The following is a 14,037-nucleotide window of genomic DNA, read 5'->3' as shown; positions in this document are numbered from 1 at the left end:
GGGTGGCAGCAATACCTCGGAGGGGTGCACTTTGCGCATTGAAAATATTGAAGTGCGAAGTCATGCCAAGAACCAGAATCATGTGTTTCACAGATCCACGGTTTAGGCTGTTGACCATGAGTGTTTTCGCAGTTGAATACGTATACGCAGCAGGCTCCGACGCTACCCGTGACGAACACCGTCCCAAGCACCGTGAATTCCTAGGCTCCTTAGACGGCAGCAATGGTGGTATTTCATTGGTTGCTTCGGGCCCCTATGTTGATGGTTCCGGTGCCTTGCTTTTGATCGCTTCCCCGACGCAAGCTGCGTTGGCAGAGACCTTGGCCAATGATCCATTTGCCATCAACGGCACCATTGCGGTGCTACGCATCACCGAATGGAGCCCGGTGACCGGTGAGCTCGCTCACCACGCATAATCCATCGTTCCCCCGCTAAATGCGCTGGCACAAGGCATAGCGGCAGTGCTGGGCTCCGCCCTTCGCGATCAGATGCCCTCACCGGGGTTTCTTAGGGGGATAATGGAGAAAGTTCCACACTCAACACCACGGAGGAAATCTTGACCTCGATTCCGGTCAGCCTCGGCATGCCATCGGCACCGCCACCGGTTCTAGCCCCACGACGCAAGACCCGCCAAATCAAGGTGGGCTCCGTCGGCGTAGGTTCTGACAGCCCCATTTCTATTCAGTCGATGACCACGACTCCCACCACGGACATCAACGCGACGCTGCAGCAGATTGCAGAACTCACCGCCACCGGCTGTGACATCGTCCGTGTTGCATGCCCCTCGGCGGATGATGCGTTGGCCCTGCCAATCATCGCCAAGAAGTCACAGATTCCTGTCATCGCCGATATTCACTTCCAGCCGAAGTACGTCTTCGCTGCCATCGATGCCGGTTGTGCCGCGGTTCGTGTGAACCCCGGGAACATCCGCAAGTTCGATGACCAGGTCAAGGAGATCGCCGCAGCCGCCAAGGCCGCGGGCACCTCGATCCGTATTGGCGTCAACGCCGGATCCCTGGATCCGCGCCTGATGGAAAAGTACGGTAAGGCAACTCCCGAAGCACTTGTGGAATCCGCGGTGTGGGAAGCCTCCCTCTTTGAGGAACACGATTTCCACGACTTCAAGATCTCGGTCAAGCACAATGACCCGGTGATCATGGTGCGTGCCTACGAGCTTTTGGCAGAACGTGGCGACTGGCCACTGCACCTTGGTGTTACCGAGGCAGGTCCGGCATTCCAGGGCACCATTAAGTCGGCAACGGCATTTGGCTCGCTGCTTTCACGCGGTATTGGTGACACCATCCGTGTTTCACTTTCCGCTCCACCGGTTGAGGAAGTCAAAGTTGGCGCGCAGATCCTGCAGTCGCTGAACCTGCGTCCACGCAAGCTGGAAATTGTTTCCTGCCCGTCCTGTGGCCGTGCCCAGGTTGATGTTTACACCCTTGCAGATCAGGTGACCGCCGGTCTTGAAGGTCTGGAAGTTCCGCTGCGCGTCGCCGTCATGGGTTGTGTAGTCAACGGACCGGGTGAAGCACGTGAGGCTGACCTTGGTGTTGCCTCGGGCAATGGCAAGGGACAGATCTTTGTTAAGGGCAAGGTCATCAAGACTGTGCCCGAAGATCAGATTGTTGAGACACTGATCGAAGAAGCGATGCGTATCGCCGAAGAAATGGGAGACCCGGATGGCGAAAATCCTGTCCAAGGTGGCCCCGTGGTTACCGTCAGCTAAAGGTAACCCGCGGGCGGGAGAGCATCTTTCCGAAGGTATTCGTGTCCTTGATGACACCGATACCGTAGCTCTTCGCGCCCTTGTTGCGATCGATCCGGTCTGCAACATCTTCATGGATGCTCAACTCACCCTGACCGGCTCCGCGGGACCCGGTCAGGGCGGATCCCTGATCCTCGGTCACTTTGATCATGGACAATTGATCTCCGCCTGCTGGGTGGGGGCCAACGTGGTGCCCATCAACATGAGCCTTGCGGAAACCGAAGAATACGGGCGGGTCTTGTTGAACCTGAACCGAAACTTTGCCTCGAGCTTTGGCCCGGCCGATGCGGTCATGGGCATGTGGAAGGTACTTTCAACAGGGCCTCGCAAGGCATTTAGCGTACGTCCGGTCCAACCCTTCATGACGCTTTCGGTGCCTCCGGCCATCGAACCAACCCCGGGGTTACGAGCAAGCCGCGATTACGAATATGAGAAGGTATTACCTGCCTGCGCGGCAATGTTTGAAGAAGAACTCGGGTATTCGCCGCTGATTCATGGGGGATCGTATTATCGGGCGCGGATTCGTTCGTTGATCCTTTCCGAACATTCGATGATCCAGACCGATGAACAAGGTGAGATCCGCTTTAAAGCGGAACTTGGCACCGTGACCAGTCGGGCAACCCAGATCCAGGGTGTGTGGATGAACCCCGCATACCGTGGGGGTGGGCACGCGGCAGGTCTCATGGCGGCAGCTGCGCAGTATGCACTTCGCCTCGCCCCGGTGACAAGCCTGTACGTCAATGATTACAACTCGGCCGCAATTGCGACATACCGGCGCGTGGGGTTCGAACAAGTTGGCGAGTTCGCAACTATCCTGTTCTAAAGGCAATTCCACACACCACCAAGCAACAGCCGCAGAAGTCCACGAATTTTTGCACCAGATCCACCCTGAACCAACTCCGACCATTGAGAAATATGGTGGGAGCCGCCGAACGGACAAAGATAGACGTGAATCCGAGAACGCCACACACCTTCAAGAAGACTCGTTGGCTGCTCACCGCGGTCACGAGTCTTGGTGTTGCCGTGGCGTTGGTTGGTTGCACGGCACAGAGCCAGGCTCCCGGAACCCCAAGTGCGGAATCCTCGCAAGCAGCTACAAGCAGTGTGGCCCCGATTCCAACTCCCTCGGTATCCGGTGAACTTGCCTATATCCCGGAACCTCAGCTCGCCGAGTCTATGGCCTTATGGGCCAAGACCCAGACTGGCAGCAAAATCACCAACGATGCTACCTTGCGTGCGCAGATTCCGGCGGCAGAAAAATGGTTGGCAGGAATCAAGGTAGTACCAAGTGAATGCGGTCTTTATGGTGGGGGAAACCTCAAAGACCAACTAGCAGCATCCGTCATGAGTGCCGTGAGCCTTGAAGAAAAAACCGGTGGAGATCTCACGATTGCCTCATACCCGGATCTCAATGAGCTAGTTGCAGACGTTGCCGCCCAACAGCACTTGGATAAGTCCTGTGCCAAATACTCAATTACCTCCGATGGGCAGAGCATCAAGGCCACCATGGATACGTTGAACGTGAAGACCTTGGCACCGTATGCCACCGGAACGCTGACGACAACGCAGAACGATGGCAAAGAAAGTCAGCAGGTAGCCATACGTGCCATCGACGGGCACATCATGATCACCGCGACCCGTTGGGCGGCCCAAGACCCAAGCGCGGCCGTCCGGGCGGCAACAGCAGATGTTAATGCGGTACTCGAGCTGCTACGCGAACGCGAAGCTCAGGCGACACCGAGCAAATAAGCCACAGTGCCGGATAGCGATATCCGGCCGACACATTGAATCACGCACCAACAAACTGGAGGAACAACACGATGAAGAAACGCACCCTGTTGCCATTGACACTTGCGGCGGCCTTCGCCCTGGCCGGCTGCTCGGGCGGTGGCGGCGATGAGGCCGCAAAATCCAGCTCACCGGCTGAACAGACAGCTTCATCGAGTTCGACAACAACTGATCTAAAGGGTGCAGCAGGATCCCAGCTCACCGCACTGCAGCTAGCTGAGATAGCAGACGAACTTGCTGGGGATGATAAGAACGTGATCATCATTGACGAAGAAACGATTGCCGCACAGTTACCTTTGATAAAAAAACAAAATAAGGCACTTAAGACAGAACCTGAACGTTGCGCCCCATTTGTCGAGAATGGCCAAGATCTTGATCTGGATGCTATAAACACCATCAATGTAGCAATTCCTGGTGCCACAGCCACTGAAGCTATCGGTATCCAAATTGTCTCGTATCTTGACGTATCCAAGGCTTCTGCGGAAATGGACAAGAGCCCGGCCTTGTTGAAAACCTGCCCAGAGTTTTCGATAACGGAGCAAGGAACGAAGGCAGAGATTAAGAGCAGTGGAATTGCTGCCAAGACTAATGCACCTAGAACTGAAGCCGTCAAGATGACGACTACGGCTCCAACCGGTGAGTTCAGCTCTGTTCAACTAAGCGCTCAAAAGGAAAATAACCTCATTGTTGTGAGTCTTGTAGGCGTGAAGGATGCGAAATCAGATGTTGCCAAGGCAGAAGAGCTGACCAACAAGGTTTTGGGTCTGCTGAACAAGTAGTTTGATGCTTTGTACATGATGCCTGTGGCCCCAAAGAAATGATTCTTTGGGGCCACAGCTTCTCTAAGGGGATTTAGCGCTTAGTTGTTAGCGCGGGTCTCGTTCGCCTGCTTCGACCGGGACCAAAAGCGTATTAGCGGCAACCGGCTGCGGGCAAGTACCAAAATCGCTGAATGCACTTGGGTAATTGATGGCGCGGTTGAAATCCACAACCACCGAATCATCTGGGCGCGGCTTGGTGAGTTCAAGCTTGCGCCACGCTGCGGTGCTCGCGTTGTTACTTGCATCAAAGAACGTCACCACCAAAGAACCAAGTTCTCCGGCCGCGGCAGCCAATGTGTGGCGTGCTCCGGCAAGTTCGAAGGAAACCTCGCCGACCAAGACGGCTTTCCCGGGGACCTCGGGGTGAGCGGTGCCGATGACTTCGGTACGCGGCTGATCGTAGGGCGTGAAGGTGCCTTTGAGAACAAAATCTGGGTTGTAGTCGAAGACCGGAACGCCGGTAAACGAGGTAAAGGTGGGGGCTGCCGAATCTCGGGTACGGATCATATAGCGGTTGGCTCGCATGCCCAGCTCAACAACCACGGTGCCGTAGGAAACCCATGAGATCGATTGCTCGTCGGCCAGGGCAATGCTGATGGTGCCATCCACTGGTGAAGCATCTGTAATTAAGCTGAGAGAATCTTCTGCGCTTGCGCTGAGCACCGCTTTGCCCTCGCTCACGCTCCACAACCCCGGGATGTTATCGAATGCGGTGGGCGTTTCGGGTAGCCACTGGAATGAGGTGAGCGTTAGCCAGCCATGCGCTTCGGCAAGTGCCTCATTGCGATTGGTGCGGAAACGCTCCCAGCGCTGGGTGAGGCGATCACGTTTGGTGGTTTGGGTGCTCATTGAAGTGCCTTTCAACATGCTTGTAAAAAATTATGGAGGGCCGTGGGTATTCGTTGGGTAGAACCGATCCAGGATGGATTTCATTCCTTGATGAAGCATATTTGATATGGGTTCCGCGAAATATGAATGGCAGGTTCTAAGGCCTGTTGAACAAGCTAATCATCACCCGGGCTTGAATTGGGTGCCCGGATCGTTTGGTGTCTTGTGGACTTACCCGGGCACGCGTGTCACGCGTCAGCGGTGAGCCGCGCCGCCAACGTAAGATGGATGCAGTGCCCGAGACTTTGTTTACGGGCAAAAGTTTTGTGCCCGCTTCTATGCGGGCACGCACCCAACTATGTTGTGGTCTGGTCACAGGCCGCGGAAATGGAAAGTTAGCGTGGTCTTAAAACTCTCCACACTGTTCCTGCGCACGCTGCGCGAAGATCCGGTTGATGCCGAAGTAGCAAGCCACAAGTTGCTGGTTCGCGCCGGATACATTCGTCGTGCCGCACCCGGCATCTACACCTGGCTACCGCTGGGTCTGCGCGTGCTGAAGAAGGTGGAAAACATTGTCCGCGAGGAAATGAACGCCATCGGTGCCCAGGAAGTTCAGTTCCCAGCATTGCTGCCACGCGAACCCTACGAGGCCACGGATCGTTGGACCGAATACGGTGAGGGCCTGTTCCGCCTTAAGGACCGCAAGGGTGCAGACTACCTGTTGGCTCCCACCCACGAGGAAATGTTCACCCTCTTGGTCAAGGACCTGTACAGCTCGTACAAGGACCTGCCGGCCTACCTGTACCAGATCCAGAACAAGTACCGCGATGAAGCTCGTCCGCGTGCGGGCCTGCTGCGCGGCCGCGAATTCATCATGAAGGACTCCTACTCCTTCAACATTGATGATGAGGGCCTGGAAGAGGCCTACCAGGCGCACCGCGGTGCTTACATTAAGATCTTTGCTCGCCTGGGTCTAGAGATTCTTCCGGTCTTTGCAACCGCAGGCGCCATGGGTGGCTCGAAGTCCGAAGAGTTCTTGCACCCGACCCCGATCGGCGAGGACACCTTTGTGCGTTCGGCCGGCGGATACGCTGCAAACGTTGAGGCAGTGACCACCATCGTTCCGGCGGACATTGACTTCACAAACGCTGCCGCGTTCGAGGTCAAGGACACCCCGGATACCCCAACCATTGAATCCTTGGTTAAAGTTGCAAACCAGGTGGCACCACGTGCCGAAGGTCCTTGGGAAGCAACCGACACGTTGAAGAACGTAGTTATTGCCGCAACACTGCCCACCGGCGAACGCCAGGTAGTCGTCATTGGCCTGCCCGGGGATCGCAACGTTGATATGAAGCGCGTCGAGGCAAACATCGCTACCCACCTGGGTGTTGGTGGCGAGGTTGAGATCGAAGCAGCAACCGAAGATGACCTGAAGAAGCACCCAACGCTGATCAAGGGCTACATTGGCCCGGGTAACGGACTGGACGCTGCACTGCTGGGCACCGAAGCCGCATCGAAGATCCTCTACCTGGTTGACCCACGCGTTGTCTCAGGTTCCGCATGGATCACCGGTGCCAACGAAGACGGAAAGCACGTCTTTAATCTGGTTGCCGGACGTGACTTTGGCTGGGACGGAAACATCGAATGCGTTGAGGTACACGCGGGAGACCCTGCACCGGATGGATCCGGCCCCCTGGAAACCGCTCGTGGCATCGAGATGGGCCACATCTTCCAGCTGGGACGCAAGTACGCCGAAGCGCTGGATCTGAAGGTACTTGATCAGAACGGCAAGCTGCAGATTGTCACCATGGGTTCCTACGGTGTGGGTGTTACCCGCGCGGTGGCAGCCCTTGCCGAATCCAACCACGACGAGAACGGTCTGGTCTGGCCGCGCAACGTGGCACCGGCTGACGTGCACCTGGTGGTCACCGGCAAGCAGGCAGAACTCTTCGAAGCAGCACAGAAGATCGCCGATGAGCTGCACGCAGCCGGTGTGGAGGTCATCTACGATGATCGTCCGAAGGTTTCCGCGGGTGTGAAGTTCTCCGATGCAGAACTGATCGGCGTGCCGACCATCGTGGTCATTGGCCGCGGTCTTGCCGACGGCGTGGTTGAGGTCAAGGACCGCGCCACCGGCGAACGCAGTGATGTTGCAGTTGACGAGGTAGTCTCCCAGTTGATTACCCTGGTCAAGGGCTAACACCCAGATGCTAGAGGCGGCGGGTCTGCTAGAAGGTTCCGGTTTGCAGGATATGCAGGCCGGAACCATCGCGTTGATTATTTTGGCAGGCTTCGCCGCTGGCTGGGTTGATGCGGTGGTTGGTGGTGGGGGACTGCTCCAGCTTCCCGCACTGTTGCTGGTTCCCGGAATTAGCCCGGTGCAGGCGCTTGCAACAAATAAGCTCGGTTCCATTTTTGGGACAACCACCAGCGCCATCACCTATTACCGGCGAGCCTCACCGGACTTAAGAACTGCAATACCCATGGCGATGGTTGCCCTGATGGGGTCCTTTGGTGGTGCCATTCTTGCCACCATGTTGCCCGAAGAAGTCATTAAGCCAATCATTATTGCCGCGTTGATCGCCGTTGGTCTGTTCACGATTTTCAAGCCAACCGCCGGGGAACTAACCGAACTGCGTTATACGGGTTCCAAGCATTATGCCGTGGCCGCCGTTATTGGTTTGGTCATTGGTGGCTATGACGGTCTCATTGGTCCGGGTACCGGATCATTCTTGATCATTGCCATGGTTGCCCTACTTGGCTACAACTTTCTTGCGGCAAGTGCCAAGGCAAAGATCGTGAATATGGCAACCAACCTAGGTGCCCTAGCGTTCTTCTTGCCCTCAGGTCACCTGCTCTGGGGATTAGGCCTGGTGCTTGGTGTTGCAAATATGTGTGGCGGTTATCTGGGTGCCCGCATGGCTGTATCCAAGGGCAGTAAATTCATTAGGATCGTCTTCCTGACGGTGGTGGGTGCCTTGATCCTCAAACTCGGTTACGACGTGCTGTTCCCGGCTGCCTAGCCTGCCGCAAGTACGCAAAAATCGTTGCCTTCCGGGTCGCTCATACACACCCAAGAAACTTGGCCCAGATTACTTTTGGACTCCAAACCTTTTCAACCCCGCGTTCTCCTTCTCGCCTTCATCGTCCAGGTGCTTCCAGCGTAGTTTGCACAGAATCGCTAGCTCCATCGTATGGAGAAAGAATTTCGACTTTCTAATCGTTGCTATCCTGTCGAGATGCATTGATAACTTGCCACTTTGTTTCTGGCTGGACCAAATGGACGATTGATGGATCCTGACGCGAAACCCATTCCGCAAGATTTCAAATGCTCATCCAAGTTTAAGATCGCAAGTATGATCTACTTACCCGATTGTTTCTGAGATAATCTTGCCGCTTTGATAAAGGCGGCGCTTTCAATCCAGACTAGGGCCAAAAGGAATCTGCACGTGAGATGGACATTCATAGTAAGCTCCGTGACATGGATCACGAAAAGCCAGTATGGATTCTTCGCATCGGCGGACCCAGCAAAGAATTTGACCAGCTCGCATACGAGATTGAGTCACGTGGTGCAGCGGTCGTGTTGCCGACTGACGAATTGCCAAGCTCTCCAGTCAGCCTGGTTGTGGTTGCGATTGCGGCGAATGCTTCTGCGGATCCGATGACAGTCGAGAAAGTATTGGAGCCTTGGCGCAATCAATTAGTTCCTGTCGTTGAGGGGAGCACTCCCTCCCACATACTTGGCAATTTATCGCATCTCGTTCTCGGACAGTTGTCGGTGTCGCAGATAGCGGATCGCATTGTCTTACTGGCGAATGTTGGTGGTGCAAGGCTTGCATACCTCGTTCGGTTAGAAGCGAGAGCCGATCAATGGTTCGTCAGCGATAGAAATCGTGCCACCCTATTGCGAGGATCAGCAATCGACGAAGCAACCAAGGTGGTTGGGGCTGCTTCAATGGTGGCTTCGCCGCGCGCCAAAGAATTTGTACGTGCAAGCCTCGAAGCACGTCGTAGCCGCAGCCGGATCCAGCGCGCGATCGCTGGCATAGTCGCAGGAGTGCTCATCGCAGGGTCAACTGTTGCAGTTGTTCAGCGTCAAACAGCAAATGCTGCAGCCATGTCAGCCGAGGCGCGTGCAGCGGACGCTCAGAGTGTGCGTCTCGCTGGACTCGCTACTAGCCTCATCGGCACTGACCCGGATTTGCCTTGGCTGCTGGCAACCGAAGCTCTTCAACAAAGCCAAACTGCGGATGCTATTGATTCGGCACGTCGTGTTATTCAAAGCGCTCCGACTCACCAAAGTATCAAGCTGGATGGGTTACCTATTGCGATGGCATCTGACCGGATCACAGGGAAAATAATTATACGGTTCGTCGATGGCAGCACCGAGCTACGAAGCGCAGACGATGGACAGCTGATACGGCAATTCTCTGCTCTCTCGACCGATCTTGCAGGAGCTGATATCGCGCCCGGCGGGAAAACTGTATTAGTTGGAAACCGTCTAATTGACGTTGAATCCGCCCAAACTATTCGTACCTTCAGTGGGACTTTCGGCGGCTGGGCTAGCCCTGGTAGTGCCCTGATAGTACAGAAAAAGAAGTTAGCTTTATTGGATATCAAGTCAGGCAGTATCAAACAAACACAGGTGATTATTACTTCGCCTGAAGACGCGGCGTTTTCGGTCGCTGCACATGCACCCATCGCAACGATTCTTGACGGAAAACGCCTTTTGTCGGTAAACCTCAACACAGGGACTGCTCTTGCCCCGCTGAATATTGAACGGGACTCCATGGTGAGTATTGCCACTAGCGATGATGGAGCGATGGCCTTTATTGCACTTTCGCAAGGTTCCAAAATATTTCACAGATCTGAGGGAAATCTAGAAGATGTTAACGTCATTGGGACTGGTACTGCGGTCGTTTGCAATGGCAAAACGTGGATAATCGCCAACAATATGCTCCCAATTTCTCATCTCGGCGTCGAGTCTAAGACGGTACATGCTAGTTACCTTGCCCATCGTGGCCCTATTAGTGGAATCGGAGCATTGTCTGGAGGCCGAACGGTAACATCCGGTGCTGATGGCTACCTTCGAATTTGGGATCCTCTTCCTGATATTTCCTTTCCCGCAGGGGGTGATAAGCTTCAGGGCTTTGATGCGTTTTCTAGGGCTGGCCTTGCTAGGACGCTATACAGACCGAAGCTCTCTTTATCTAACGATAGAAAAACAATCACGGTCTCCAATGCGAATCAAGGGTCTGTAGACGTTCTCAACTCGGTGGATCTGACCAAGAAAGATGGAACTTTATCCGGTGGCGCACCAATCATCAATGTCCCGCTTTCAAACGAACGTTTCGTCAGAATCAACAATTTGGGCACAGAACTTAGTCTCATGGTTGTTGAAGTTTCGACTAACAAGATTCTCTGGAAGGCAACTCCCGACGAGAACATGCGGTATTTGCACGAGGTTACCGCGGATAGCACGGGAAGCCGAGTAGCCACCGCCAGTTCAAAGAGTCTAGTTTCGTATGGTTCTGACGGTTCCATTATTCGTACGCCGTTTGACCGAACGAGCATCCCTGTATGGATTGGGATGCGCGAAGGTAACGCCATGGCGGTGACCAGCGAAGGCATGTATTTTCAGGAAGGGGCTGACCCGGTACCACTTACCGAGCTGGGCTCACCCATCGTGAGCGCAGCTCTCGGCCCGGAAAACAGCATCTTTGTTTTAGGGACGGACGGCACACTAGCTCAATCGAATGCCGGCCGGATGCGCGTAATCACTAACCTAGGGTCAACTTTAGGAGCCTTTTCTATGCGCGCTAGCAAAGATGGGACGCAGATTGCGGTGCTAGGCTCGGCGAGCAGTGTCGTTGTCAGTGCAGTTGATGGGCATACGCTTCTTGATCTTTCGCCGACCGATAGAAACTACTCGACTATTCGTGATGTCGCACTTGATGGTAACTCTGTCTGGCTAGTTCGAGCCGACGGTGGCGTCTTAAACGTTCCGCTTTCGTCAGAAACGAAATTGAGAGACACCCTCGAGAGCGTTACTCCGCGCATGATGAGCATTGCGGAGCGTGAGTCTTTGGAAAACGTTGTCACGACAATTGGGGCTGACTGATGGCAGATTTTATGATCTCGTACGCATCGGCAGATCGAGACGAAGCACAGCGAATAGCTGCATTATTGCGCAGCAGCGGACATAGTGTCTGGCTAGACGTCGGCGGCCTCGATAATCGTGATGTTAAACTTCCTGGTATTCCCGGCGGTCAGGACCATTGGTCAACAATTCGGTCGGCCATCGATGATTCATCGACCTTCCTTATTCTGGAGACTGCAAAATGGCATGCATCGGAATACTGCCAAAAAGAGCATGAATATGCTCGCACAATGGGAAAACGCGTTGCTGCCTTGGGCGAGCCGCTGAACAGCGGTATGAAGAATGTGGGTTTTCGCGCTCACGGCGAAGATCTTCCGAACCTCGTGAGGAGCCTTGAACCAGGTAATATTGCGGCAGCCTCACACTCCCGACTGGTCAGTGAACTGAACTCGGTGATTTCAGAGCGTTCTTGGGTCCGTCGTGAGCAGATCAAAGATGCTGAAACCTTATCTACAGCGACCTTGCCAGAATTCGGAGTTTCGCTGAATAGTTCTCTTCAACAAAGAGTTGGTTCCTTGCTGGCCACTGGCCGGAAACGTCGGCATCAACTCAGAGTGGCCATATATTTGGTTATTGGTGTTCTTCTAGTACTCAGCGCAGCTGCGCTATTTGCGAGCCAACAAGCATCGTTGAGCAACATCAACGCACAGGAGAGAGCGAATTTTGCAACTTCACTGCAATTAGCTCAACAAGCCATTCGATCACAAACAACAAAGGAATCTCTCGAGCTGGCAAAGAACGGCCTTGAACTTAGCGACAATGATGCAACAAATGCTGCCTTCGAAGCGGTACAAGCGAATGCATTTCGTTCAACGGCCGTCATTCCAAGCGGAAGTCTGGCAGCCGCAGCCGTCTCCAATGATGGAAGGACCACAATTCTACGTGGAGGTTTAATGCTTTATGTCGTTGATGCCGCTGCAGGCTCAGTTGCCCAGATCTCTTTGACCGTGGGGTTTACAGGCGAACTGAAAATAAGTCCTGACGGGACGGAAGGCTACGGAATTGACGAAAATGGGGTTCTCAATTGCTTCAATACCGATCAGTTGAGCGTGACAAAAACCCCACAAAAGCATGTGGTTGCATTTGACATTGGTGAAAATGGGGAACTTTTATGGGTAGACCAATCGGGTGGGTTCTTCCGATCAGCAGGGTGTCCTACAACGCCGGTGCCGGTGATAGCTACGGGCTTCGATGGACTCCTTGATTTTCATATTCTCGGATCTACCCAAAATATTTTGTCGTTGTCCATGCATGGAAGAGTCGATGTCCACGAACTTCCTCATACCGGCGGTCACATTGGTACACCACTAAAAACTATTGATCTTTCAACGGTGCCGGTTGAAGGCGAAACAAAGTCCGAATTTACGCCGAATCCGTCTGCTTTCAATTCAGTCATTCAGTGTGGCGACACTATTCATGTAGTAGCGGGCATCAAAGGAGTTATGCGTAAGAGCACTCATGTGGCGGTTTCTCTGAGAGGAGAACTTTTAGGACAGAGACGAAACAATATGGAAATGATGGGTGTCGGATGTTCTCCAAGCGGTCAAGCTTGGGCGGCTCCTATGTTGGGTACCAAAGCTATCGAACTCTCATCAGACGGGTTCTACCCGATAGGTGAGATCGATGCACGTGATGCCGGAACACGCACAGTTATCGCGAATTCAACAGATAATAGTCATACTGTCGTCGCTCATTCGGATGGGCGTGTCAACGTACTCAGCGTTGCAAATGTACCGTGGGCGGAGGCCGCGGGACAAAGTGCTTTGGCAGTGCCATTGACAGAAGGTATGGTGACAGTCGACAGTAAGGGAACTGTGCGATTCAACGCTGAAGAAAGTTCTACCGTCTTAGGAAAGCTCGAAGGAACCCCGGTACGATCGACTGCAGCAACTTCTTCCACCGCATACTTTGCGGTAGGTAACAAGATTCATTCTGCATCGATCAATGGACTCGGACCGTCGATTACCATGTCAGGTCCTGTCAAGAGCCTAATTCTGTCAAATCAAGGGAAATCTTTAATAGTACACGGCCATGGTTATCTTGTTGAGATTAGTATCGATTTTTCAGACAAAATAAAACATTTAGAATTACCTTCCCTCGTAAACGGTGAAGAAATTACCTCCGTCGAGATAGACGGAACTAGCCAGATTCTAGCGACAGATCAGGGTCGTGTACTTGTCGCTGATGAAGCTGGCCGAATACTTGCAGAGGTTTCTACCGGAGTGGCCGGGATTGCCACAGCAAGGGCGCTCCCAGATCATACGATTGTCGTGGTGGGAGGCAACGGGATGCTGAATAAGTACGGGCCCAGCTTAGAACTATTAGATTCTCATCTTTTTGGACCGATGGCGGTGGGTTTACAGGCTTCGCAAGACGGTCGAACCCTGTTGGTATCTCTGAGCGGTGATTTTTCAGTTTGGGCGGTTAATGCGCAGACTCTTCAACCGATTTCTCGAGTAGCAACTAAGACACCCGACATACGATTGATCAATGTCAGTGCTGACGGCCGGACCGTCGTTCAAGTCATTCCGGAAAATTGGCAGTCCAATTCTCCTGCATACATTGTCAAGACACGACTGTTAGAGACAAAAGAACCCGCAATTGAGGGTCTGTCTCGAAGCAATGAGCTGTCTCCCTAGTTGGGTCATCCGGCGCGCCCATTTGCCCATTCC

Annotated in this window: 10 protein-coding genes; 9 read left to right on the top strand and 1 reads right to left on the bottom strand. The window is 53.8% G+C overall.

Translation table 11 applies throughout. The features are described from left to right. Positions 1 to 116 precede the first annotated feature (116 nt). The 5 genes from CQ018_RS10760 (at position 117) to CQ018_RS10740 (ending at position 4,335) form a co-directional block, all read left to right on the top strand. The gene (locus tag CQ018_RS10760; RefSeq protein ID WP_105550003.1) at positions 117 to 416 is read left to right on the top strand and encodes a YciI family protein; all 300 of its coding nucleotides are present in this window, start codon (positions 117 to 119) and stop codon (positions 414 to 416) included. Between the two features lie 167 nt (positions 417 to 583). Beyond that, entirely contained in the window at positions 584 to 1,729 is a 1,146-nt protein-coding gene (gene ispG / locus CQ018_RS10755) for a flavodoxin-dependent (E)-4-hydroxy-3-methylbut-2-enyl-diphosphate synthase (protein ID WP_374954195.1), read from the top strand. After that, positions 1,683 to 2,591: a DUF4081 domain-containing GNAT family N-acetyltransferase gene (locus CQ018_RS10750; RefSeq protein WP_105550001.1), complete on the top strand. Its 909-nt coding sequence runs from the start codon at positions 1,683 to 1,685 to the stop codon at positions 2,589 to 2,591. The genes ispG and CQ018_RS10750 overlap by 47 nt, the downstream gene beginning before the upstream one ends. Before the next feature lie 125 nt (positions 2,592 to 2,716). Next, positions 2,717 to 3,517, top strand: coding sequence for a hypothetical protein (locus tag CQ018_RS10745; protein WP_146111875.1), 801 nt, complete (start codon positions 2,717 to 2,719; stop codon positions 3,515 to 3,517). A 71-nt stretch (positions 3,518 to 3,588) separates the two neighbouring features. Next, entirely contained in the window at positions 3,589 to 4,335 is a 747-nt protein-coding gene (locus CQ018_RS10740) for a sensor domain-containing protein (RefSeq protein ID WP_105549999.1), read from the top strand. An 87-nt stretch (positions 4,336 to 4,422) separates the two neighbouring features. On the opposite strand, the gene CQ018_RS10735 is transcribed toward CQ018_RS10740, so the two are convergent. After that, positions 4,423 to 5,226 carry a DUF1684 domain-containing protein gene (locus CQ018_RS10735; RefSeq protein ID WP_105549998.1) on the bottom strand — a complete coding sequence of 268 codons (804 nt, stop codon included), beginning with the start codon at positions 5,224 to 5,226 and terminating at the stop codon, positions 4,423 to 4,425. 379 nt (positions 5,227 to 5,605) lie between these two features. Here CQ018_RS10735 and CQ018_RS10730 point away from each other — a divergent pair, with 379 nt between their 5' ends. The 4 genes from CQ018_RS10730 to CQ018_RS10715 all read left to right on the top strand — a co-directional run bounded on the left by CQ018_RS10730 (position 5,606) and on the right by CQ018_RS10715 (position 14,004). After that, the gene (locus tag CQ018_RS10730; protein WP_105549997.1) at positions 5,606 to 7,405 is read left to right on the top strand and encodes a proline--tRNA ligase; all 1,800 of its coding nucleotides are present in this window, start codon (positions 5,606 to 5,608) and stop codon (positions 7,403 to 7,405) included. A 7-nt stretch (positions 7,406 to 7,412) separates the two neighbouring features. Next, complete coding sequence (locus tag CQ018_RS10725; protein ID WP_181149843.1) at positions 7,413 to 8,228, top strand: TSUP family transporter; 816 nt, start codon at positions 7,413 to 7,415, stop codon at positions 8,226 to 8,228. A gap of 458 nt (positions 8,229 to 8,686) precedes the next feature. Beyond that, positions 8,687 to 11,326: a WD40 repeat domain-containing protein gene (locus CQ018_RS10720; protein ID WP_146111874.1), complete on the top strand. Its 2,640-nt coding sequence runs from the start codon at positions 8,687 to 8,689 to the stop codon at positions 11,324 to 11,326. Beyond that, on the top strand, positions 11,326 to 14,004 hold the full coding sequence (locus CQ018_RS10715) for a toll/interleukin-1 receptor domain-containing protein (protein ID WP_105549995.1): 2,679 nt from the start codon (positions 11,326 to 11,328) through the stop codon (positions 14,002 to 14,004). The genes CQ018_RS10720 and CQ018_RS10715 overlap by 1 nt, the downstream gene beginning before the upstream one ends. Positions 14,005 to 14,037 lie beyond the last annotated feature (33 nt).

Source organism: Arthrobacter sp. MYb227, from assembly GCF_002975435.1.
GTDB lineage: Bacteria > Actinomycetota > Actinomycetes > Actinomycetales > Micrococcaceae > Paeniglutamicibacter.
This window is presented reverse-complemented; position numbering and strand designations above follow the sequence as displayed.